This window comes from Devosia sp. Root635 (genome assembly GCF_001427605.1).
In the GTDB taxonomy this organism is placed as follows: Bacteria; Pseudomonadota; Alphaproteobacteria; order Rhizobiales; family Devosiaceae; genus Devosia.
In genome coordinates, this window is record NZ_LMGZ01000007.1 from 55,755 (window position 1) to 79,091 (window position 23,337).

At 64.5% G+C, this 23,337-nt stretch carries 20 protein-coding genes; 4 read left to right on the forward strand and 16 right to left on the reverse strand.

Annotation, left to right across the window (positions count from 1 at the left end; translation table 11 throughout):
- Window positions 1-45 precede the first annotated feature (45 nt).
- The gene (locus tag ASD80_RS04995) at window positions 46-1,566 is read left to right on the forward strand and encodes a sensor histidine kinase (protein WP_156460331.1); all 1,521 of its coding nucleotides are present in this window, start codon (window positions 46-48) and stop codon (window positions 1,564-1,566) included.
- Window positions 1,567-1,572: 6 nt separating this feature from the next.
- Here the strand turns inward: ASD80_RS04995 and ASD80_RS05000 are convergent, their stop codons facing one another.
- The 14 genes from ASD80_RS05000 to ASD80_RS05060 all read right to left on the reverse strand — a co-directional run bounded on the left by ASD80_RS05000 (window position 1,573) and on the right by ASD80_RS05060 (window position 16,643).
- Complete coding sequence (locus ASD80_RS05000) at window positions 1,573-2,010, reverse strand: hypothetical protein (RefSeq protein WP_056229821.1); 438 nt, start codon at window positions 2,008-2,010, stop codon at window positions 1,573-1,575.
- A 2-nt stretch (window positions 2,011-2,012) separates the two neighbouring features.
- Window positions 2,013-2,375 carry a DUF883 family protein gene (locus tag ASD80_RS05005; protein WP_056229824.1) on the reverse strand — a complete coding sequence of 121 codons (363 nt, stop codon included), beginning with the start codon at window positions 2,373-2,375 and terminating at the stop codon, window positions 2,013-2,015.
- Window positions 2,376-2,577: 202 nt separating this feature from the next.
- Window positions 2,578-2,736: a DUF3309 family protein gene (locus ASD80_RS18430; protein WP_082531061.1), complete on the reverse strand. Its 159-nt coding sequence runs from the start codon at window positions 2,734-2,736 to the stop codon at window positions 2,578-2,580.
- 47 nt (window positions 2,737-2,783) lie between these two features.
- Entirely contained in the window at window positions 2,784-2,945 is a 162-nt protein-coding gene (locus tag ASD80_RS05010; RefSeq protein WP_156460332.1) for a hypothetical protein, read from the reverse strand.
- Between the two features lie 100 nt (window positions 2,946-3,045).
- Window positions 3,046-3,924: a transglutaminase family protein gene (locus tag ASD80_RS05015; protein WP_056229937.1), complete on the reverse strand. Its 879-nt coding sequence runs from the start codon at window positions 3,922-3,924 to the stop codon at window positions 3,046-3,048.
- Window positions 3,925-3,929: 5 nt separating this feature from the next.
- The gene (locus ASD80_RS05020) at window positions 3,930-6,341 is read right to left on the reverse strand and encodes a circularly permuted type 2 ATP-grasp protein (protein ID WP_056229830.1); all 2,412 of its coding nucleotides are present in this window, start codon (window positions 6,339-6,341) and stop codon (window positions 3,930-3,932) included.
- Between the two features lie 53 nt (window positions 6,342-6,394).
- Complete coding sequence (locus ASD80_RS05025; RefSeq protein WP_056229832.1) at window positions 6,395-7,978, reverse strand: FGGY-family carbohydrate kinase; 1,584 nt, start codon at window positions 7,976-7,978, stop codon at window positions 6,395-6,397.
- Between the two features lie 61 nt (window positions 7,979-8,039).
- The gene (locus ASD80_RS05030) at window positions 8,040-9,515 is read right to left on the reverse strand and encodes a mannitol dehydrogenase family protein (protein ID WP_056229835.1); all 1,476 of its coding nucleotides are present in this window, start codon (window positions 9,513-9,515) and stop codon (window positions 8,040-8,042) included.
- Window positions 9,516-9,720: 205 nt separating this feature from the next.
- On the reverse strand, window positions 9,721-10,725 hold the full coding sequence (locus ASD80_RS05035) for an ABC transporter ATP-binding protein (protein ID WP_056229838.1): 1,005 nt from the start codon (window positions 10,723-10,725) through the stop codon (window positions 9,721-9,723).
- 166 nt (window positions 10,726-10,891) lie between these two features.
- Window positions 10,892-11,722 carry a carbohydrate ABC transporter permease gene (locus tag ASD80_RS05040; RefSeq protein WP_056229841.1) on the reverse strand — a complete coding sequence of 277 codons (831 nt, stop codon included), beginning with the start codon at window positions 11,720-11,722 and terminating at the stop codon, window positions 10,892-10,894.
- Window positions 11,723-11,915: 193 nt separating this feature from the next.
- Window positions 11,916-12,788 carry a carbohydrate ABC transporter permease gene (locus tag ASD80_RS05045; RefSeq protein ID WP_056229843.1) on the reverse strand — a complete coding sequence of 291 codons (873 nt, stop codon included), beginning with the start codon at window positions 12,786-12,788 and terminating at the stop codon, window positions 11,916-11,918.
- A 326-nt stretch (window positions 12,789-13,114) separates the two neighbouring features.
- Window positions 13,115-14,425, reverse strand: coding sequence for an ABC transporter substrate-binding protein (locus tag ASD80_RS05050; RefSeq protein WP_056229846.1), 1,311 nt, complete (start codon window positions 14,423-14,425; stop codon window positions 13,115-13,117).
- A gap of 157 nt (window positions 14,426-14,582) precedes the next feature.
- On the reverse strand, window positions 14,583-15,542 hold the full coding sequence (locus ASD80_RS05055; protein WP_056229849.1) for a sugar-binding transcriptional regulator: 960 nt from the start codon (window positions 15,540-15,542) through the stop codon (window positions 14,583-14,585).
- Between the two features lie 327 nt (window positions 15,543-15,869).
- Window positions 15,870-16,643, reverse strand: coding sequence for a FadR/GntR family transcriptional regulator (locus ASD80_RS05060; RefSeq protein ID WP_056229851.1), 774 nt, complete (start codon window positions 16,641-16,643; stop codon window positions 15,870-15,872).
- A gap of 467 nt (window positions 16,644-17,110) precedes the next feature.
- Here ASD80_RS05060 and chvE point away from each other — a divergent pair, with 467 nt between their 5' ends.
- The 3 genes from chvE to mmsB all read left to right on the forward strand — a co-directional run bounded on the left by chvE (window position 17,111) and on the right by mmsB (window position 21,226).
- On the forward strand, window positions 17,111-18,139 hold the full coding sequence (chvE, locus tag ASD80_RS05065) for a multiple monosaccharide ABC transporter substrate-binding protein (RefSeq protein WP_056229940.1): 1,029 nt from the start codon (window positions 17,111-17,113) through the stop codon (window positions 18,137-18,139).
- A 274-nt stretch (window positions 18,140-18,413) separates the two neighbouring features.
- A complete protein-coding gene (gene mmsA / locus ASD80_RS05070) occupies window positions 18,414-19,946 on the forward strand; it encodes a multiple monosaccharide ABC transporter ATP-binding protein (RefSeq protein ID WP_056229854.1) in 1,533 nt (510 codons plus the stop codon).
- Window positions 19,947-19,996: 50 nt separating this feature from the next.
- Window positions 19,997-21,226, forward strand: coding sequence for a multiple monosaccharide ABC transporter permease (gene mmsB, locus ASD80_RS05075; protein ID WP_244488940.1), 1,230 nt, complete (start codon window positions 19,997-19,999; stop codon window positions 21,224-21,226).
- Window positions 21,227-21,291: 65 nt separating this feature from the next.
- Here the strand turns inward: mmsB and sseA are convergent, their stop codons facing one another.
- The gene (gene sseA, locus ASD80_RS05080; RefSeq protein ID WP_056229859.1) at window positions 21,292-22,125 is read right to left on the reverse strand and encodes a 3-mercaptopyruvate sulfurtransferase; all 834 of its coding nucleotides are present in this window, start codon (window positions 22,123-22,125) and stop codon (window positions 21,292-21,294) included.
- 154 nt (window positions 22,126-22,279) lie between these two features.
- Entirely contained in the window at window positions 22,280-23,335 is a 1,056-nt protein-coding gene (locus ASD80_RS05085; protein WP_056229862.1) for an ABC transporter ATP-binding protein, read from the reverse strand.
- Window positions 23,336-23,337: the final 2 nt, after the last annotated feature.

Sequence of the window (23,337 nt, forward strand, 5' to 3'; positions counted from 1 at the left end):
CGGCCTGTAAGTATTGGGTGTTTTGCAGAAGCGTCAGGACTGGAAGTGACAGACAAGGGGGACCTTCCGAACAATGTGCGGAAGGTAGTGAATGATCCGGCGCGGCTGGGTGCGCTGGCGGCGCTGGACGTGGTCGATAGCCACGCGGATGCGGATTTCGAGCGTTTGAGCCGGACCGCCGCGTTTATCTTCAAGACCGAAATTGCCCTAGTGACGCTTATCGACAAGGAGCGGCAATGGTTTCGCGCATGCTTCGGCGTGAACGATGTCACCGAGGCTTTGACCGAGACTTCGTTCTGTGCCCATGCCATCGCGCTGCCGGGGGACGAAGATACGCTGATCGTGCTGGATGCGGCCAGGGACGAGCGCTTCAAGAATAATCCATTGGTGACCGGATGGCCGGGTATCCGCTTTTATGCCGGCGCGGCGGTGATCGTGAACGGGCAGAAGGTGGGCTCGCTCTGCGTCATCAGCAGTCAGCCCCGCGAAGCGCTGGAGCCCGGCATGGCCGAGCAACTGGTGAGCCTGGCGGCGCTGAGTTCAACCCTCTTTGCCCTTAAGGACGAGGCGCGGGTGCGCGCGCGCACCGCCGCTGCGTTGGTCCGGGAGGAGTGGCGCCACGCGCTGACGCTGGAAGCCGGCAAGGTGGGAAGCTGGGTGTGGGACGTGCGGACCGGCGAAGTCGCCTGCAACGACACGTTCCGCCGCATGTATGACTTGCCGGAAGGCGAGACGGTGCGGATCGAGCACGTGCTGGGCGCAACCCATCCCGGTGACCGGCCGATGGTGGACGCCAGTATCGAAGCCAGCTTTCGCGATGGCGAGGACTATGGCGCCGAAGCCCGCATAGCCGCCACCGGGCGCTGGCTCACCATGCGCGGCCGCGTCTACCAGCGCGATGCCGAGGGCAAGCCGCTGGTGATGATGGGTGTCGCCATCGATATCTCCGAAAACAAGCAAAGCGCCGAGCATACGCGGCTGTTGCTGCGCGAACTCAATCACCGGGTGAAAAATACCCTGGCGATGATCCAGTCGGTGGCGCGCCAGACGATCCGTCAGAATCCCGATCCCCAGGATTTCATCGAGGCCTTTTCGGGGCGGCTGCGCACCATTTCGGATGCCCATGTGCTGCTGGCCGATCGCGACTGGTCTGGCGTACAGCTCTATGAAGTCATCGCTTCCCAGCTCGGGCCGGGCTTCCGAACCGAGCCCGATCGCGCCGAGGTCCGCGGCGAGGATGTGGAATTGCCGGCCGACCACGCGCTGGGGCTGGGGCTGATCCTGCACGAGCTGACCACCAATGCCCACCGCTACGGCGCGTGGTCGGACGACGAGGGGACGGTGAGCATCGACTGGGAGATCAAGGCCCGGCCGGAGCGCGGGCTGTCGCTCACCTGGCGCGAAAGCGGCGGGCCGGATGTGCTGCAGCCGGCCGAATATGGCATGGGCGTAAGGCTGATCGAACGCAGTCTCGCCAAGGTGCTCGACAGCGAGGTCAAGCTCAGCTTCGACCCCGATGGCGTGGTCGCCCATATCTGGATGCCGCTGCCGGCCGAGCAGGACTAGGCGTCCTCACTCCTCTGGCGCGTCGCTGCCCCCACGGACCAGCAGGTAAGCGGCGAAGGCCACTGCCGGAAGGGCGATAGTCCGCGCCAGCGGCGATTTGAGGACCACCGGCAGTGCCGTCAGGGCCGCGGTGGTCACGAAGGCGCTCGTCTCGCTCGAGCGGCGTTTGCCGGCCAATTCGCGCCGGCGCCGGCTTTCGCCGATGCGGGTGCCGAGATAGACGGCCAGCGCCAGCACCAGGAATGCGGCGGCCAGGATCAATGCCGCATAGATGGTGCCGTAGAGATCGGCGAGCGCGAAAAATCCCGCGGCGATCAGGAAGCTCACGCCGATCAGCGCCAGCCCGATCATTACCGCATTGACGATGACGGTGTTGCGGACGCGTTCGGTGATCGCTTCGACCTCGATGCCGAGCAGGGCGGCGAGTGGGGCCAGAAGATGCATGGCTAGTGCCGGGACAGCAGCGCGAGAATGAAGCCGATGCCCACCGCGCTGGCCACGGCGGTCAGCGGTTTTTCGCGAATGGTGTCCTTGAGCTGCTTTTCCAGTGCACTAGCCTGATCCTGCACGTCTTCGACGACATGCTCGGCCTGGCGCTGCAGATGGCTGGCTTCGCTCTTGGCGACGGCTTTGACCTCGTTGACCTTGTCATTGCTGAGCCGGCTCAGCGTCGCCGCAATGGCCTTGAGGTCGTCCTGCAGCTGGCCGATCTGGTCTTCGAGCTGGGCTTCGCGCGCCCTGCTGTTGGCGCGGCTGGCGCGGGCGGCGGCAGGCTTGCGGCCGGGGGCGAGGTCGGATGTGGTAGCCATGTGACGCTCCTGTCAATTGTCGACGAGTTAACGTGCGGAAAACCGGGCGGTTCCAATGGATTGGAAGAAAGACACCCCAATGCGCGCTGGGCGCATCGGGGTGGCAAGGGGCGGGTGAAAGGGGGGCGACTTCCGACCCGCGGGCGCTTCTCACTGCGTGAGAACCAGAGAACTGGCTGCGCCTTTTATGATTACCGGGTGGCTAGATGCGCCCCATCAAGACGAGGATGAGGATGACAACAAGCACGACACCCAGGATGCCGGACGGAAAGTAGCCGAAGCCGCGCGAATAGCCCCAATTGGGCAGCGCGCCGATCAGCAGCAGAATGAGGATGATGATGAGAATGGTACCCAAACCCATGGTCGTTCTCCTTGGTTTTGTTCTTGTGACGCCTGGGGTGCCAGCGGCTACAGGATGACCAGCATCAAGACGGTGGCGGTGGCCAGGATGAACAGGGCCGGGGTCAATGCCTTGAGCACGTCGCCATAATGGGTCTGCCCGTCATAGCCCTCGGTCCATACGGCTGCGCGGCTCGCATTCTCGAGTGCCTTGATTTCCATGTGGGTCATGCCGGCCTCCGCCGCGATCATACGCATTGTTGCGCGTGCCCAAGGAACGGGGCGGGATCGGCTTTGGTTCCGTAGCGGCAATTGAAACAAATGGATGGGCCTATTCGACCCGGAGCACATCCACCGATTGGGTGGCCTCGTGCGAACCATGCGTCTTGAGCACGCCGACGATGGGCGAGATGTCGGCATAGTCGCGGCCATGGCCGATGCAGATATGGTCCGGCCCGGCGATCATGGCATTGGTGGGGTCGAACTCGACCCAGCCCACATGCTGGCCGCACCAGGCGCGGATCCAGGCATGCATGGCGTCGGCGCCTTCGAGGCGCGGCCTGCCCGGCGGCGGATTGGTGCGCAGGAAGCCTGACACGTAGCCGGCCGGGATGCCGATGCCGCGCAGGCCGGCGATCATCACATGGGCGAAGTCCTGGCAGACGCCCTTGCGCAGGGCAAAGGCCTCGGCCGGCTTGGTTTCGACGTCGGTCGCCTTGGGGTCGTAGACAAAGTCGCGATGGATGGCCATGCAGAGGGCAAGAGCCGAGGCCATCACCGACGGCATTTGGGCGGTGACCCGCGCGGCATATTCGGTAATGGCGGGGACGAGCTGCACGCGCGGCGAGGCACCGATGAAATGTTGCGGACTGTCCGGCTCGATCGACCAGTAGCGGGCAATTTCCTGGCGCAGCCCCTCGCGCGTCGGCGAGAGGTCGGCCGGGGGAAGGACATCCTCGACCTGCACCCGCGCGGTGAGGCGGATATCCAGATGATCGTGCGGCGTCAGATAGGTCAGCGTGGTGACCGAATTGCCGAAGAAGTCGGCGAAGCTGCTCTCCCGTTGCGGGCGCGGCTCGAACGAGAGTTCGGTCGCAACGACACGCTGCACACCGGGAATGGTGATCGGCGCCACGCGGATCAGATGGCGGCCGCCATGCACGGTGGCGTCGTAGGCATAATGCAGGTCGAGGCGGACATCGTAGAGCATCGCCATCACACGAAATATGCCGCGGCCACGAGGCCGGCCAGCATGCCGAGATCGGCGGCCAGCTTGTGGAGGCGATCGGGGGTCATGGCGGCGGGCTCGGCTATGCGCAGGTCGGTCTCGATCTGCAGGGCCGCCTTCGCGGCGGGTGAAAGCTGTCCGTCGTCGATACCGCCGGGCAGCATCTCGATCTGGGCGCGCAATTCGGTGAGCTGGAAGATGACCGAGCGCGGATTGAGCGGATCGAGCGCCAACAGGTCGATGGCGCTCTGCGTGCCGGCGCTCACCGAATAGCGGCGGCGGTGCGACATGGCGCTGTCGCCGATTTCGAGCAGCATTTCGAGCGAGCCGTCCGGTGCATCCGTGTTGGTCAGCCAGGCGGTGATGCGGGCAATCTGGATGGCGCGCTCCAGGCGCCGGCCCAGTTCGAGGAAGCGCCAGCCGGCGAAGCGATACATGTTCTCGTGCACGAGGCCGGAAAAGCCAGCCAGCTTGCGCAGCAGCACGGTCATGGCGCGGGTGGCGTCGTCGCCAGGCCGGATGCGGGTGGCGAAAAGCTGCGCAGTCTTCTGCAGATCGTTGAGCGCCAGCCAGCCATCGGGCGAAAAGCGGTCGCGGATTTGCCCGGCGCTGTGCACGGCGCTGTCGATGGAGGCGAGCAGGCCCTTCGGCATGGCCTCACCGGCATCGACATCGATGCTGCCGAGGAAGGCGGCGCAATGGGTCAGGATGGGTAGGTCGGCCTTGCTGAGTTCGGCGAGGCGCACATTGTAGGCGCGCAGGATGCGCACCGTGGCTTCGCAGCGCTCGGCATAGCGGCCCAGCCAGATGAGGTTATCGGCAGCGCGGCTGGGCAGGCTGCCGGGCGAGTTGCGCACCAGCTTGCGGCCGTCCTGCAGCAACAGCGACACCCGCTCGACCGGTTTGGACGACAGCACCCAGACGTCCGCAGCGTGGCCGCCGCGCTGCATGGCGATGGCTGAGGTGTCGAGCGTCGAGCCGACACGGGCGAAGCCGCCCGGCATGATGGTCCAGCCATCCGCGGTGCGGGCGGCGTAGACGCGCAGGGTGATCGGGCGCGGCTGCAGCTTACCATCGACATAGACGGGGGCGGTCGAGAGACGCACCGGCTCCTGGCCGACATAGTCGGCGCCATTGGCGCGGATGCGCTCGATCAGGGCAGCCTTTTGTTCTGATGGAATGGACGAGCCGAGCGCAGTGCCGCGCAGGTCGTCGAAGGGCAGGGTAGTGGCGAAGGCGGGGCCGATCAGCAGGTTGTTGAAATTGTCGATGACGTGGCTTTGCTCGCCCGGCTGGCCGCACCACCAGGTGGCGATTTCGGGCAGTTGCAGGTCCTCGCCCAGCAGCTTCTGCGCCAGTCGCGGCATGAAGGCGGCGAGGGCGCGGGTTTCGAGCAGGCCGGTGCCCAGTGCGTTTATCATCGAGATAGAGCCGTGGCGGACGGCTTCCACCATGCCCGGCGTGCCGATATGGCTGTCGTAGCGCAGTTCGAGCGGATCGACGAAGCTGGCATCCACGCGACGCCATAGCACGCTGAGCGGCTTGGGGCCGGCGACGGTCCGCACCATGACATTGCCGTCCTCGATGACGAGGTCTTCGCCTTCCAGCAGCATCAGGCCGAGATAGCGAGCGATATAGGCGTGCTCGAAATAGGTCTCGTTGAGCTGGCCGGGCGTCAATATGCCGACGCGGCCGCCATCGCGCTTGGCGCCGGCGAACAGCGTGTCGCGGAAGCCGCGGAAGAAGCCGGCGAGGCGATGGACGTTCATGTCCGCATAGATGTCGGACAGCGCACGGGTGGTGGCGACACGGTTTTCCAGCGCGAAGCCGGCACCCGAAGGCGCCTGGGCGCGGTCGCCCAGCACCCACCAGGCGCCATCGGGGCCGCGGCCCAGCTCGAAGGCACAGAAATGCAGGTAGTGACCGCTGACCGGTTTCACCCCCACCAAGGGGCGGAGGAACTCGCCGTTGCGCGCCACCAGGTCAGGCGGCAGCAGGCCTTGCTGAACAAGCTGGTTGTCGCCGTAGATATCGGCAATGACGGTTTCGAGCAGCTCGGCGCGCTGGATCAGTCCGGCACTGATGGTCGACCAGTCGGCCTCGGCGATCAGCAGCGGTACATGCGCCAGCGGCCAGTCGCGTTCCTTGCCCTCGGCGCCGTCATATTTGCGGTAGAACACGCCGGCATCGCGCAGATACTGGTCGGCGCGCTCGAAGCGGGCCGCCAGCTCGGTGGGGCCGAGCCGGTCGAAGGCGGCCATGAGCTCTGACCAGCCCGGACGGATATTGCCCTCGGGGTCGATCATCTCGTCAGGCACGCCGGGCTGCATGCGGTAGTCAGCAACAATGCCGGGTCCCGCCGGCGGCGTGCCCATCGAGTTTTGATTCCGCGTGCTCATGGCCTACCAGAAGCGCGGCGGCCGACGCAGGTCAAGCGTCAGTCATGGATCATTCACGCCATCACGTCGATAGACTGCCGCTGGCGCAGCATTTCGAGGAAAATCCGGTAGTCCTTGTCGAACTGGGTGCGGGCGGCGGGCGCCGGGGCGCGGGTGCTACCGGCCTGCTGCATGGCGAGGCACGCGGCGTCGAGGCTGGGATAGAGGCCGGCGGCGGTGGCGGCGACCATGGCCATGCCGAGCAGGGTCGCGTCTTTGGCTGAAGACTCGACCACGGTGCAACCGGTGGCATCGGCGTAAAGCTCCATCAGCACGGCATTCTTGGTGTGGCCGCCGGTGACGTGCAGCGTATCGATAGCGTAGCCGCGGGTGTTGAGGGTTTCGAGGATGTGGCGGACGCCCAGGGCGATGGAAACCGCGGTGCGCCAATAGAGGCGGCACAGCGAGTCGAAGTCGCTGTCGAGCGTGAGGCCGGAGATGACGCCGAGGGCAAAGGGATCGCCCAAAGGTGAGCGGTTGCCGTGGAAATCGGGCAGGACATGCAGGCGATCGGCCAGTGACAGGCCCTCGCGCTGGCGCAGTTCCATGATGCGCCGGGCGATGCGGTGGTGCATTTGCGGGGTGGGTTCGCCACCGGCACCATGCCAGCGGATGATGTGATCGAGCAGGGCGCCGGTGGCGGATTGACCGCCTTCGTTGAGCCATACGCCGGGCAGGACGGCGCCGAAATAGGGGCCCCAGACGCCAGACGTTGGTCGGTCTTCGGCCGAGAGCGCCATGACGCAACTGGAGGTGCCGGCGATGAGCGCCAGGTGGCGGTCGATGGTGTCGACATCGTGGGTGAAGGCGCCGAGTACGCCGAGCGCGCCGGCATGGGCGTCGATGAGCCCGGCGCCGACGCGGCAGGCGGTGGTGAGGCCGAGTTCGGCTGCCGCAGTTTCGGTCAGTGGGCCGAGATCGGTGCCGACGGGGCTGGCCTTGGCAGGCAGGGCGGCCTTGTCGAGTAGGTCTTCGAGGCCCACGGAGGCGAGGAAATCGGGCTGCCAGCCGGCTTCGGTATGGGCCAGGTAGGTCCATTTGCAGGTAAGGGTCGACTGGCTGCGGGCGAGCGAGCCGGTGGCTTTCCAGGAGAGGAAATCGGCCAGGTCGAACATCATGCCGGCGCGGTCCCAGGAGCTTTTCATGTGGCGTTTCAACCACATAAGCTTGGGCGCTTCCATTTCCGGCGACATGACTCCGCCGGCATAGGCGAGGACGAGATGGCCGGTGGCGGTGCATTCCTCCGCTTCGGCGAGGGCGCGGTGATCGAGCCAGACGATGGTGTCCCAGCGGTCTTCGCCATTGGTGGAGACGGTGACGGGCCGGCCCTCGGCGTCGCGGACGACGAGGGAGCAGGTGGCGTCGAAGCTGAGGCCGACGACGTGGCTGGGATCGGCGCCGGCCTGGGTCATGGCCGCGCGCACGGCGGCGCCGACGGCGGCCCAGATCTGGGTGCTGTCATGCTCGGCAAGATTGGCGTCGGTGCGGTTCATGGCGAGCGGAAATTCGGCCCGTGCCAATAGGTTACCTTGTGCGGTCAGCACGCCGGCCCGGGCACTTCCGGTGCCCACGTCCACTGCCACAAGCAGGCTTTGCATCTGGGATCGAGCGCCCTCTTCTCGGTTTGGGCGCGAAGGTAGCGGATGGACGGGGACGGGGCTAGAGGGTGTCCGCCAGATAGCGCGCCAGCGTTGCCTTGGTGCCGATTTTCCACAATGTATTCAAGGCGTTGGTGAAGGCGGTGACAAAGGCGGGGCTGTGGGCGAGGTCGCCATAGATGTCGGTCATGGCCAGCCAGACCTTCGGATCGGCCTTGGCGAGCCTGGCCTGGGCAGTGAGGCGGTCCCAACTCGGATCGTTGGGTTCGATGACGGCGCCGCTGTCAGTTGTGCCGTAGCAATAGCGACACCAGAGCGCTGACACGAGTGACAATCCGTTAACGGACTGTTGACGTTGAGCGCGGTCGAGTGCGGATGGAATGATGAATTTCGGCTGCCGGTTCGAGCCGTCCAGCGCCAGCCTGCGGACGGTGTCGCCGATCTTGGGATTGGCGAACCGTTTTTCACACAGAGCGAAATATTCGGCGAGATTGGTATCGGGCACGGGTGGCACGATCGGGATGATCTCATCGTGCTCGACCTTCTTGAGGAAAGCCGAGACGAGGGGGTGGGCCATGGCCTCGTGGACGAAGTGGATGTCCATCAGCCCGGCCGGGTAGGCGATGGTGGCGTGGCCGCCATTGAGGATGCGGATCTTCATGTGCTCGTAGGGCGCGACGTCGCTGACGAATTGCACGCCGACCTTTTCCAGCGCCGGGCGGCCGGCGGGGAAATTGTCTTCGAGCACCCATTGGCGGAAGCTCTCGCAGAAGACCGGCCAGTTGTCGTCGATGCCGAAACTGTCGGCGAGGAGGGCGACCTCGCGGGGCGAGGTGGCGGGGGTGATGCGGTCGACCATGCCATTGGGAAAGGCGACGTTGGCGCGGACCCATTGGGCGAGGGCGGGATCGATCAGTTGCGCCAGGCCGACCACAGCATTTTGCGTGACGTGGCCGTTGCCGGGGATGTTGTCGCAGCTCATGACGGTGAAGGGCGGGATGCCGGCGGCGCGGCGAGCCAGGAGGCCGGCGAGGATGAGGCCGAAGGCGGTTTTGGGTGAGGCCATGTTGGCGGCATCGAAGGCGATGTCGGGATGGGCAGGGTCGAAGGTCTGGCTGGCAGGGTCGATATAATAGCCGCCCTCGGTGATGGTCAGCGAGACGATGCGGATGGCGGGGTCGGTCAGGCGAGCGATGACGGCGGCGCTGTCGCCAGGGCGAAGATAGTCGATCATCGGGCCGGTGATGCGGGCGGAACTGGTATCGGCTTCCTGCTCGACGACAGTAGTCAGCCAGTCCTGGGCCTTGAGTTTCTGGCGCATGGCTTCGTCGGCGTCGCGCACGCCGGCCCCGACCAGAGCCCAATCGTGGTCGGAGCCGGTCGCGAAGAGGTCGTCGAGATAGACGGCCTGATGGGCGCGATGGAAATTGCCGACGCCGAAATGCACGATGCCCGGCGTGAGGGTGCCGCGGTCATAGGCGGGGACGGAGGCGGTGGTGATTGCGGGCAGGGCGGCGGCGGAGAGCTTGGTGGTCATGGTCTAGTCCTCGGTGCCACTGCATTGGCCTCCCTCCCCCTTGAGGGGAGGGTCGGGGAGGGGGTGGTGAAGTGGGCTTTGAGGTCCAAGCGCACGAGACAAGCGACCCCCTCCCCAGCTCTGCTACGGCCTTTCAGGCCTAGCGGCGCTACCCTCCCCTCAAGGGGGAGGGTGGGAACAACCGATGGGGTGGCGGCACACATGATCAGATCGCCACGCCCGACGCGTCGAAGCGGTAGATGCGGGTGGGGTCGGGGGTGAGGTAGACGTCGTCGCCGTGGTTGAAGGTCTGGTCGCCATCGGTGCGGATGGTCATGAGGCCCAGGCCCTCGACATGGACGTGGAGGAAGGTGTCGGAGCCGAGTTGTTCGGCGACGCCGACCTTGCCTTTCCAGGTGCCCGATGTGGCCGTCGTTGCCAGCTTGAAGTGCTCGGGGCGGACGCCGATGGAATGGGCGTTGTGCTTAGCTGCCTCGGGGCCGTCGATGAAGTTCATCTTGGGCGAGCCGATGAAGCCGGCGACGAAGCGGTTGGCGGGCTTCTTGTAGAGATCGAGCGGCGAGCCGAACTGCTCGACATTGCCGGCATTGAGCACGACGATGCGGTCGGCCATGGTCATGGCTTCGACCTGGTCGTGGGTGACGTAGATCATGGTGGTCTTGAGCTGCTGGTGCAGTTCGGTGATTTCGAGCCGCATGTTGACGCGCAGGGCGGCGTCGAGATTGGACAAGGGCTCGTCGAACAGGAACGCCTTGGGTTCGCGCACGATGGCACGGCCGATGGCGACGCGCTGGCGCTGGCCGCCGGAGAGGGCGCGCGGGCGGCGGTCGAGATATGAGGAAAGGTTCAGCGTGCGGGCGGCGTATTCGACCTTCTGGTCGATCAGCGCCTTGGGCGCCTTGGCCATCTTGAGCGGGAAGGCGATGTTGTCGCGTACGCTCATATGCGGATAGAGCGCATAGGACTGGAACACCATGGCGAGGCCGCGGCGGGCGGGCGGCGCCTTGGTCATGTCCTCGCCATCGAGCAGGATCTGGCCCGATGTGGTGTCTTCCAGCCCGGCGATGAGGCGCAGCAGGGTGGACTTGCCGCAGCCGGAGGGCCCGACGAAGACGACGAACTCGCCGTCCTTGATGTCGAGGGAGATGTCCGGGATGATCTGGACCTCGCCGAAGGACTTCTTGACGTGTTGCAGGGAGATGGAGCCCATTTTCAGTGGTCCTTCAGTTTCGCAGGATTGTCGTTCAGAGCCTCCCTCCCCCCTTGAGGGGGAGGGTTGGGGTGGGGGGTGGTGCAGTGGTCCACTGAGGGACCCCCACCCTCGGTCCCTCCCCTCAAGGGGGAGGGATGCAATAGAGCCGAGATATCGGTGCCCATCATTTTACCGCACCAAAGGTCAGGCCACGGACGAGCTGTTTCTGGCTGAACCAGCCCATGAGCAGGATCGGCGCGATGGCGAGCAGGGAAGCGGCCGAGAGCTTGGCGAGGAAGAGGCCCTGGGGTGACGAGAAGGATGAAATGAAGGCCGTCAATGTGCCGGCGCGGCCTGAGGTCAGGGTGATGGTCCAGAAGGCTTCGTTCCAGGCGAGGATCACGTTGAGCAGCAGGGTCGAGGCGATGCCGGGTACGGCCATGGGGACGAGGACGTGGACGATTTCGTTCCAGAGTTCGGCGCCGTCCATGCGCGCGGCTTCGAGGATATCGACCGGGATTTCCTTGAAGTAGGTGTAGAGCATCCAGATGATGATCGGCAGGTTGATCAGGGTCATGATCAACGTCAGGCCGTGCACAGTGTCGAGCAGGCGCAGGTCGCGGAAGATCAGGTAGATCGGGATCAGCACGCCCACGGCGGGCATCATCTTGGTGGAGAGCATCCACATCAGGACGTCCTTGGTGCGCTTGGTGGGCGCGAAGGCCATGGCCCAGGCGGCGGGAATGCCGATGGCGAGGCCGAGCAGGGTGGAGCCGACAGAGACAATAATCGAGTTGAAGGCGTGCTTGAAATAGTCCGAGCGATCCTGCACCGCGGCGAAATTCTCCAGCGTGAAATTCTGCGGCAGGAAGGTGGGCGAGGCGGCGATGGCCTCGGCTTCGGTCTTGAAGGCGGTCAGCAGCACCCAGAGGATGGGCGAGAAGAGCAGGAGGGCGATGATCCAGGCGAGGGCGGTGAAGCCGATGCGGGTGGAGGTGGGGACGGTGCGGGCCATGGGTCAGTTCCTTGCGCCGGAGGGAGGCGCAGCCTCACCTCTCCCTTCGGGGGAGAGGCCGGCGCGCAGCGACGGGTGAGGGGGCCTTGCCCACGCACCGGATTCGAGGAAGGCCCCCTCACCCGCCCCAAGAGGGGCGACCTCTCCCCCAAAGGGAGAGGTGAAGAGGGGGCGGCCCCATATTTTGATCGGCTCAAGCATCGAGGTTCTTCCCCACGGCGCGCATCAGGAAGATGGCGACCACGTTGGCGATGATGACGGCGACCACGCCGCCTGCCGAGCCGGCGCCGATGTCGTTGGACAAGATGCCGGTGCGGAAGACGAGGAAGGCGATGTTGGTGGAGGCGTAGCCGGGGCCGCCGCCGGTGGTGACGCGGATTTCAGCGAAGATGCCGAGCAGGAAGATGGTCTGGATCAGGATGACGATGGTGATCGACCGGGCCATATGCGGCATGATGATGTAGTAGAAGCGGTTGATGGCATTGGCGCCATCCATCTCGGCGGCCTCGCGCTGTTCTTCAGAAAGCGACTGGAGGGCGGTGAGCAGGATCAGGGTCGCAAAGGGCAGCCATTGCCAAGCGACGATGACGATGACCGAAAACAGCGGATACTGGTTGAACCAGTCGACCGGCTGGAGGCCGAAGGCCTTCCACAGATGGCCGAGCATGCCGTAGCCGGGGTGCATGAAGCCGTTTTTCCAGATCAGCGCGGCAACGGGCGGCATGACGAAAAAGGGCGAGATGACGATGATACGCAATATGCCCTGGCCCCAGATGGGCTGATCGAGCAGCAAAGCCAGCAGCGTGCCGCCGACAATGGTGATGACCAGCACGCCGCAGACCAGGATCAGCGTATTGACCAGCGACTGGGTGAAACTGGGATCGCCGATGACGTAGAGGTAATTTCCCCAGCCGGCAAAGCCGGTCATCATCGGGTTGATGAGGCTGTAGTTCTGGAAGGAGAACCACAGGGTCATGACCAGCGGCACAATCATCCAGATCAGCAGCACGATGACGGCGGGCGCCATCATGACGCGGGACAGGGTACGGGTCTGTGCGGTGGCCATCTTATTCCTCGGGTTCTTCGGGGTCGAACGCCATGATCATGCCCTGGCGCCCCCTCCCCCTTGAGGGGAGGGCTGGGGAGGGGGTCGGTTCAATGACAACCGACGGACCCCCACCCTCAATCCCTCCCCTCAAGGGGGAGGGAGGCGCAGGAGCCGCGTCATCCTGCTCAGTGGGATAGTCTTGGAAACCGCCCGGTCGCCAGAGGGGACCTTTGACCGGGCGGCTCCGGTTTGGGACAGGTTGCGGGAGGACCAGCAGCGCGTCCGAACGAAAGGCTGCGGCCAGGCACGGGAGCACCCGGCCGCAGGAGTCTTCGGAGGAGAGACTACTTGATATAGCCGGCGCGGGTCATGTCGCGCAGGGTGGCGTCCTGGGCCTGGGCCAGGGCGTCGTCGGCCGACATCTGGCCGGCAAGCGCCGCCGAGAAGAGCTGGCCGACATTGGTGGCAATACCGGCAAACTCGGGGATGGCGACGAACTGCACGCCGACATAGGGCACCGGCTGGACCGTCGGATGGGTCGGGTCGGCGGCGTAGATCGAGCCCATGGTCATTTCCGCGAAGGGCGCGGCGGCCTGGTATTCCGGATTCTCGTAGAGCGAGATACGGGTGCCGGGGGGCACATTGGCCCAGCCATCCTGTGCGGCGACGGTTTCGAGATAGGCCTTGTCGGTGGCCCACTTGATGAAGGAGGCGGCCGCATCCTGCTGCTGGGAGCTCTTGGGAATGGCCAGTGACCAGGCCCAGAGCCAGTTGCCCCGCTTGCCCAGGCCCGTATCGGGCGCCAGGGCGAAGCCGACCTGGTCGGCGACGGTGGAATCGGCGGGGTTGGTGACGAAGGAAGCGGCGACGGTGGCGTCGATCCACATGCCGCACTTGCCCTGCTGGAACAGGGTCAGGTTTTCGTTGAAGCCGTTGGACGAGGCGCCGGCCGGGCCGGCATCGGCCATCAGGCCCAGATAGGTGTCGAGGGTGTTCTTCCATTCGGGCGTGTTGAACTGGGGCTGCCAGTTTTCATCGAACCAGCGGGCGCCGAAGGAATTGGACATGGCGGTGAGGAAGGCCATGTTCTCGCCCCAGCCGGCCTTGCCGCGCAGGCAGATGCCGTTGATGTCGTTGTCGCGGTCGGTCATGGCGCGCGCCGCTTCGCCGATGAATTCCCAGGTGGGGGCTTCGGGCATGGTGAGGCCGGCCTTTTCCATCAGGTCCTTGCGGTACATGATGAAGGAGCTTTCGCCGTAGAAGGGCGCGGCATAGAGCTTGCCATCGACGGAAAGGCCGTCGCGGATGGGCGGCAGCAGGTCATCGACATCGTAGTCGGCGTCGCTGGTCAGCGCGTCGAGCGGCACCAGCCAGTCCTGCTTGGCCCAGATCGGCACTTCGTAGGTGCCGATGGTCATCACGTCATATTGGCCGCCATTGGTGGCGATATCGGTGGTGACGTTCTGGCGCAGGGTGTTTTCTTCCAGCACGACCCAATTGAGTTCGATGCCGGTCTCGGCCGTGAATGCGTCGGACAGACCCTGCATGCGGATCATGTCGCCATTGTTCACCGTGGCGATGGTGATCGTCTGCGCCGAGGCGGATGCCGCCAGCGCAAGGGTGAAGGCGCCCACGAGAATGGGTGTCAGTTTCATCAAATACCTCCCAGTAACCGAAACGGGCATTTGTTCCGGCAATGGGCAAATACTCACAACTTATGCGACAGAGTCAAGCGGGGTATGCGTGCATCGCGTGAGGCACGTATGGCGGAAATCGATTTCGGGGAGAATTTAGCGTAGTTATATCAACGCATTACGAAATCTGCAGCAGCCCTTCGGCAGTGCGCTCGTCGGTAATCAGGCCATTGGCCAGCCGGCGGTTCAAAGTGGCGCGAATGCCGGGCAATTTTCGCTTTCCCATGGCGATTGCCACGACAAGCGAGCTTTCGCGCGACGGGATCGGGGCCGAGGCGACGCGGTCATTGGTGAGGCCGTCGATCATCCTGCCGTCGGCATCGAAGCTCCAGCCGCAAATCTCGCCGACGGCGCCGGCCTTGTGCAGGGCCTTGAGCTCGGGATCGGTGATGAAGCCGTCGAGATAGAGCGGGGCATCGGGGCCGATATCGCCAATGCCGACAAAGGTTACGTCGGCCTGGGCGGCGAGGGCCAGGGTTTCGCGAATCATCGGTTGGGCATGCAGCAATTCACGCTCGCGGGCCGAAGAGGCGATGACCGGCAGCGGCATGGGGAAGGAGCGGGCTTTGACCGCATCGGCCACGTTGAAAATGACGTTGTAATAGGCGGCCGAGCCGTCGGGGGCGATGTTGCCGGTGAGCGAGACGACCTTGTGGTGGGGGCAGTCCATGGGCATGAGCTGTTCCACCGCGGCCTTGAGGGTGCGGCCGGTGCCGATGGCGATGGTGATGGGGTCGGGGCGCTTGAGCCAGCGCTCGATCTCGGCGGCGGTGGCTTCGGCGACGCCAATGGTGGTGGATTCGCTTGATGGGTCGGAGGGCACGACTTCGACCAGGTCGAGGCCGAAGCGGCTGGTGAGGCGGCTGGCGAGATCCATGCAGCGGCCGATGGGATGATCGAGCCGCACCTTGATCAGGCCTTCGCTGACCGAGAGCGAGACGAGACGCTGGGCCGATTGGCGCGAAATGCCGAGCTTGGAGGCGATCTCTTCCTGGGTATTGCCTGCGACGTAATAGAGCCAGCCGGCGCGGGCGGCGTCATCCAACCTGTTGATCGAGGTGTCGATTCTCTGCGCCATTGGCCCGTCCTGGATATTCGGGGCGGATTATTCGGTCATGCGGGGCGATGCCGCAAGGCGTTTTCGCGCAGGTCTATGGCTTCTGCTCCTCCCTCCGCCTTGTGGGGAGTGTTCACATCAGGCGCTTCCTCCCGCGCGGGAGCTTCGATTCCTTCGCCTCCCTCCCCCTTGAGGGGAGGGAATGAGGGTGGGGGTCCTTCAGTGGACCACAAGACCACCCCCACCCCAGCTCTGCTACGGTCCTCTGGACCGAGCGGCGCTACCCTCCCCTCAAGGGGGAGGGTGGGCAGGAGCCGATGGCGTGGTGTATGGCGTTCACGTTCACGTTCACGTGCGCGGGCCGGGGCGGTGGGCGAGCTGGCTGAGGGCGACGCGGATGTCGCGCTCGGTATCCTTGAGGTGAAGGCGCATGGCTTCGCCGGCGGCGCGGCCATTGCCGGCCTTGATGCAATCGAGAACGCGCTGATGGGCCTCGATGGTGTCATGCAGGGTGTGGCCGCGCTGCTCGTGGCCGCGGCGACTGATGAAGAAGCCCTCGCGCAGGGGCTGGGCCATGGCTTCGAACAGGAAGCCCATGACGCGGTTGCCACTGGCCAGGGCCACGGCTTCGTGGAAACCGACATCGTGGGTATGGAAGGCCTGTTCCTGTTCGTGGGTCATGGGCTCGCCGCGCGCGCCGACGGTGTCGCGCATGCCCTGTAACTCGCTCTCGATGGCGGCGATGCCGGCGCGGGTGGCGCGCTTGGCGGCCAGGGTCGCGGACTGCACTTCGAGGGAGAGGCGCACCTCGATCAGATCGAACAGACCCTTGGAATCGTATCGGATGACCGAGGTCAGGAAATCGGCGAAGGCGGCGCCGTCGGGCTCGCGCACCACGGCCTTGCGGCCGCGGGAAATGACCAGCAGGCCGCGCCCTTCGAGCAGCTTGACCGCCTCGCGAATGGTGAGGCGGCTGACGTCATAGGTCGCGGCCAGCTCGGCCTCGCTGGGCAGGGTCGAGCCCGGCCCCAATTCACCCAGGATGACCCGCGCCAAAGCGTCCGCCACCGCCATCGCGGCGGTTGGCTGATCGGGGCGCGAACCCTCGTCCGAAGTCGTCACGGTTCCTCCAAGGTATCTGATACCTTTATTGATCCGGCGTCGCTTTTCGATCTTTCCGGGCACGTGCCTCAACAGGCAGAGCCATCATAGCGAGAGTGTGGTTAAGGCGCAATCGCCCTGAAACATGGCTTCTCGTTAATATTCGGCTGTCGAAAAAATTGCCGTGGCGCGGGAATCCGACTTTACAGTGGTATCTGATTATTCTAGGTTCCGGCCCGTGGGCTTGGGAGGGTCCAAGGCGGTCATTCCCGCCACGCAGGAGGACTTCATGCACGACAGGCTGACCGTACGCCCTTGCGGTGTTCGCTCGGTTTTCGCTCGCTCGCGATCCACCATCCCGACGCGCGCATGCACCTCGTCCAGGCCTCTCCCCTGACGACCATTCAACGCTTCTGAACTCGAAATACAAAGGGAGTCGAGACGTGAAGATTTTCAAGACGCTTGCCACCGTGCTGGCCGTCGGCGCCATGGCGCTGACCGCTTCCACCGCGGTCTTCGCCCAGGACAAGGGCGCGATCGGCATTGCCATGCCGACGCAGTCCTCGCTGCGCTGGATCTCGGACGGCAATGAGCTGAAGGCGGCCCTCGAGGCCAAGGGCTATTCGGTCGACCTGCAGTATGCGGAAGACGATATCCCCAACCAGCTCGCCCAGATCGAAAACATGGTCACCAAGGGCGTGAAGGCTCTCGTGATCGCCTCGATCGACGGCACCACGCTGTCAGCCGTGCTGCAGCAGGCCGCCGATGCCGGCATCAAGGTCATCGCCTATGACCGCCTGATCCGCGACTCCGCCAATGTCGACTACTACACCACCTTCGACAATTTCGAAGTGGGTGTGCTGCAGGCCGGCTCGATCCTCAAGGGTCTCGGCTATCCGGACCAGAAGGGTCCGTGGAATGTCGAGCTGTTTGGCGGTTCGCCGGACGACAACAACGCCTTCTTCTTCTATGACGGCGCCATGAGCGTGTTCCAGCCGTTGATCGATGACGGTACCCTGGTGGTCAAGTCCGGCCAGATGGGCATGGAAACCGTCGGTACCCTGCGTTGGGACGGTGCGGTCGCCCAGGCCCGCATGGACAACCTGCTGTCGGCCAACTACTCGGATGGCAGCCGCGTCGATGCGGTTCTGTCGCCCTATGACGGCCTGTCGCGCGGTATCATCTCGTCGCTGCGCGGCGTGGGCTACGGCTCGGCCGACCAGCCCTGGCCGATCATTTCGGGCCAGGATGCCGAAGTTCCTTCGGTCAAGGCGATCATTGCCGGCGAGCAGTATTCGACCGTGTTCAAGGACACCCGTGAACTGGCCCAGATCACTGCCGAACTGGTTGACACCGTGCTGACCGGCGGGACCCCGGCTGGCCTCGACACCACCACCTATGACAATGGCGTCAAGGTCGTGCCGTCGATCCTGCTGACCCCGTACGAAGTCGATGTGAACAACTACCAGGCTCGCGTCGTCGACAGCGGCTACATCAAGGCCGAAGAACTCCAGTAATCGGCGTTCCCGAACGGGGGCTCTGCGGCAACGCGGAGCCCCTTTCCCGTCACCGGGCTCGGGCGCCGGCGTCTTTCACATTTTGACGGAAACATCGGTAAGCGCTCCTCCCCCTTGAGGGGAGGCCGGGAGGGGGTGGTTCAGTGGACCACTGACGGACCCCCACCCTCGGTCCCTCCCCTCAAGGGGGAGGGAGGCGATAGAGCCGGCAATTCCAACAAAACTGGAAAAGCGCTAAAGTGCGACCGCCCGCGTGCATGCGAGAAAGCATTCAATGACCAATACCATTCTGGAGATGCGCGGCATCACCAAGACTTTCCCCGGCGTGAAGGCACTGTCGGATGTGAACCTGGATGTCCGCGAGGCGGAAATCCACGCCATCGTAGGCGAGAACGGGGCCGGCAAATCCACCCTGATGAAAGTGCTGAGCGGGGTCTATCCCTCCGGCAGCTACGATGGCCAGATCATCTACAAGGGCGAAGAGCAGCATTTCAAATCCATCAGCGACAGCGAGCACAAGGGGATCGTCATCATCCACCAGGAGCTGGCGCTGGTGCCGCTGCTGTCGATTGCGGAAAATATCTTTCTCGGCAACGAGCAGGCCAAGGGTGGTGTGATCGACTGGGACGAGACGCGTGATGGCGCTCGTAAGCTGCTTGGCATGGTGGGGCTCACCGAAGACCCCGATACGCTGGTGACCAATATCGGCGTGGGCAAGCAGCAACTGGTGGAAATCGCCAAGGCGCTGAGCAAGTCGGTGCAGTTGCTCATTCTCGACGAGCCGACCGCGTCGCTGTCGGAAAAGGACAGCGCGGCCCTGCTCGACCTGCTGATGGAGTTCCGCAAGCAGGGCATTACCTCGATCCTGATCAGCCACAAGCTCAACGAAGTGAGCAAGGTGGCCGACCGCATCACGGTGATCCGCGACGGGCGCAGCATCGAGACGCTGACCAAGGAAAATATCAGCGAAGACCGCATCATCACGCTGATGGTGGGGCGGTCGCTGGATGACCGCTATCCGGCCCGCGTGCCCAAGATCGGCGAGGTCGTGTTCGAGGTGAAGGACTGGAGCGTCTATCACCAGCAGCACCGCGACCGGCAGGTCATCAAGAATATCGGTATCAACATCCGCAAGGGCGAGGTGGTCGGCATTGCCGGACTGATGGGCTCGGGACGCACCGAATTCGCCATGAGCGTGTTCGGGAAGTCCTATGGACAGCGCATCACCGGCGACGTCTACCTGCATGGCAGCAAGATCGATACCTCGACCGTGGAAAAGGCGGTGGCGCACGGCATCGCCTATGCCACCGAGGATCGCAAGACCTATGGGCTGAACCTGATCGACCACATCAAGCACAATACCACGATCGCCAATCTGCGCGGCGTGTCGAAGGTGGGCGTGATCGACGATCTCGGCGAAATGGACGTCGCCAACGAATACCGCAAGAAGACCAATATCCGTTCATCGAGCGTCTATCAGGTCACCGGCAATCTCAGCGGCGGCAATCAGCAGAAGGTGGTGCTTTCCAAGTGGCTGTTCGCCAATCCGGATGTGCTGATCCTGGACGAGCCGACGCGCGGCATCGATGTCGGCGCCAAATATGAAATCTACACCATCATCAACCAGTTGGCGGCACAGGGCAAAGCCATCCTCGTCATCTCCTCGGAGATGCCCGAGCTGCTTGGCATTACCGACCGCCTCTATGTAATGAACGAAGGCCGCATCGTGGGCGAAATGCCGACCAGCGAAGCCAGCCAGGAACAGATCATGCGCTCGATCGTGCGCGCCGAAGGGAAGGCATCATGACCACAGAAACCGCCCAGCCGGGCATCTCCGCGACCGGCGAGCCGGCCAAGATGCAGGAACTCAGCGTGTGGGGCGCGCTGCAGGCCAATATGCGGGATTATGGCCTGCTGCTGGCGCTGATCCTGATCATGCTGTTCTTCCAGTATTTCACCAATGGCGTGCTGTTCAAGCCGGTCAACCTGACCAATATCATCCTGCAGAACAGCTATATCATCGTAATGGCGCTGGGCATGCTGCTGGTCATCGTGGCTGGCCATATCGATCTCAGCGTGGGGTCGGTTTCCGGCTTTATCGGTGCGCTGGCTGCCATGCTGATGGTGGGCTGGGATTACCCGCCCGAACTGGCCTTCCTCGCCAATCCGTTCGTCGCCGGCGCCATATGCCTCGTGGTCGGGGCTGTGGTCGGGGCGGCACAGGGCTATCTCATCGCCTATCACAAGATACCCAGCTTCATCGTGACGCTGGCCGGCATGCTGATCTTCAAGGGCCTGTCGCTGGCTATTCTTTCGGGCAAGTCGGTGGGGCCGTTCCCGGCCGAATTCCAACTGCTGTCGGCCGGCTTCATTCCCGACGTGATCGGGCCGACCACGCTGGTCGCGGCGAGCGAAGGCGTGCAGGGACTGGCGCTGCATACCACAACCATGGTGCTGGCCATTGTGGGCGTGGTGGCCATGGTGTTCTTCGCCATTCGTGGCCGCGCCCGCCGCAAGGCGCGCGGCTATGAAAGCGAGCCTTTCGGGCTGTTCGTGGCCAAGAACCTGGTGATCGCGGCCCTGGTGCTGTTTTTTGCCTATATGCTGGCATCCTACAAGGGGCTGCCCAATGTGCTCGTGGTGATGGCGCTGCTGATCGCGCTGTTCGTCTTCGTCACCAAGCGCATGACCTTCGGTCGCCGGATCTATGCTTTGGGTGGCAACCTCAAGGCCGCGGCCCTGTCGGGCATCAAGACCGAGCGGATGACCTTTTATGTCTTCGCCATCATGGGCGCGCTGGCGGCCCTGGCCGGCATGATCTATGCGGCGCGGCTCAATTCGGCGACGCCCAAGGCCGGGCAGGGGCTGGAACTGGACGTGATCGCGGCCGTGTTCATCGGCGGCGCCTCGGCTTTGGGCGGCGTGGGCCAGGTGGCCGGCGCGGTGATCGGCGCCTTCATCATGGGCGTGATGAACAATGGCATGTCGATCATGGGCGTCAATATCGACTGGCAGCAGATGATCAAGGGCGTGGTGCTGCTCGCCGCCGTGTTCTTCGATCTGTACAACAAGAACCGCTCGGCCTGAGGGTTCGGGCTGGGAATGATGAAGCCGCCGGGGAGACCTGGCGGCTTTTGTTTGGCGGGACGCCCTCAGGTCTCGATATCGGCGTCCTTGCGGGAACCCCATTCGGCCCAGGAGCCATCGTAGACGGCAACGTCTTCGGCACCGGCCAGGTTCAGGGCGAGGGCCAGGGTGGAGGCGGTGATGCCGGAGCCGCAGGAGGTGATGATCGGCTTGGCGAGGGCGAGGCCGCGGCTGGCGAAGAGCTGGGTCAGCTCGGCGGGGGATTTCATCTGGCCGGCTTCGGTGAGCAGGGTCACCGGGACGCTCAGGCTGTTGGGAATATGGCCGCCGCGCAGGCCGGCGCGGGGCTCGGGGACTTCGGCGTGGAAGCGGGGGGCCGGGCGGGCATCGGCGATCTGGGCGGCGCCATCGCGACTGCGGTCGCGCACGGTTTCGAAGGTGGCGATGCGGGCGGGATCGAAATCGGTATGGAACAGCTGCGGCGGGCGGGTGACGAGGCCGGTTTCAGTGGCGCGGCGCTCGGCGCGCCACTTGGGCCCGCCGCCGGCAAGAATGCGGACATTGCGGGCGCCCATGGTGCGAAACGTCCACCAGACGCGGGGGGCGGAGAACAGGCCCAATTCGTCATAGACCACGATGGTCATGCTGTCGGAAATGCCCAGCGCGCCGACCATGCGGGCGAAATCATTGGGCGCCGGCAGCATGTGAGGCAGGTTGGTCGTGGTATCGGCAACGCCGTCGATGTCGAAGAAAACCGCGCCGGGGATATGGCCGGCGAGGTATTCGGCCTGGGCATTGCGGGCGGCATTGGGCATGTGCCAGGAGCCGTCGATCACGACGAGGTCGGGATCGGTGAGGTGGGCGGCCAACCAGTCGGTGGCGACGAAGGGGGATTGCATGTGGGCACTGGCTCCGTCGGTTGGTGGCTAGTGGTACGCCTGTCCCGACCTGCGCTGCAAGGGTGGTGTTGGCTTGCCCCGATATCGGGGCGAAACGCCCCCCACCCTTGATCCCTCCCCGCAAGGGGGAGGGTGTCGACTGAGACGATTGCGCTCAGAGCACGAGCAGGTCCTTGCTGGCGAGGCTGACGGTGACTTTTTCGCCGCGGGCGGGCGGGGCGGTGCGCTGGTCGTTGAAGGTGTCGAGGCTGAGCAGGTTGCTGCCGAGGGTGATGCGGAGGCGGATGACGGAGCCGAGGAAGGTGACATCGGCAATGGTGCCCGACAGTGTGATGTCATTACCCTGGCGCGCGCCGACGGAGAGCACTTCGGGGCGCAGGGTCAGGGAAACGGCCGAGCCGTTGTCGGCGGTGGCGGGCAGCGCCGGAACGGTGGCGGCCTGTCCATCGATGGAGACGGTCCGGGCTGCGGCGTCGAGCACGGTGGCCTCGATGGTATTGAGCTGGCCGACAAAGGTGGCGACGAAGCGGGTGGCCGGCTTGTTATAGATTTCGTGCGGGGCGCCGAGTTGTTCGATATTGCCCGCATTCATCACCACGATGCGATCGGAGATGGAGAGGGCCTCTTCCTGGTCGTGGGTGACGAAGACGGTGGTGATGCCCAGGTCGAGCTGAATGGCGCGGATTTCCTCGCGGAGGGACACACGGATTTTGGCGTCGAGGGCGGAGAGCGGTTCGTCGAGCAGCAGCATGCGGGGGCGGGGGGCGATGGCGCGGGCGAGGGCGACGCGCTGCTGCTGGCCGCCGCTCAGCTCATAGGGATAGCGCTTGTCGAAGCCGGCCAGGCCGATGAGCTTGAGCATCTCGTCGATGCGGGCGCGGCGCTGCTCGGCGGGCATGCCGGCGATCTTGAGGCCGAAGCCGATATTGTCGCCCACGTTGAGATTGGGGAACAGGGCATAGGCCTGGAACACCATGCCGAGCTGGCGCTGGTTGGGCTTGAGGTGGGTGATGTCCCGGCCATCGACCTCGATGCTGCCGGATGTGGGGCGCTCGAAGCCGGCAATCATGCGCAGGATGGTGGTCTTGCCGCAGCCGGAGGGGCCGAGCAGGGAAATGAACTCGCCCTTGTCGAAGGCGAAGCTCACGCCCTTGACGACGGTGGTCTGCCCGAAGGTCTTGGTAAGGTTCTGGACGTCGAGGAAAGCCATGG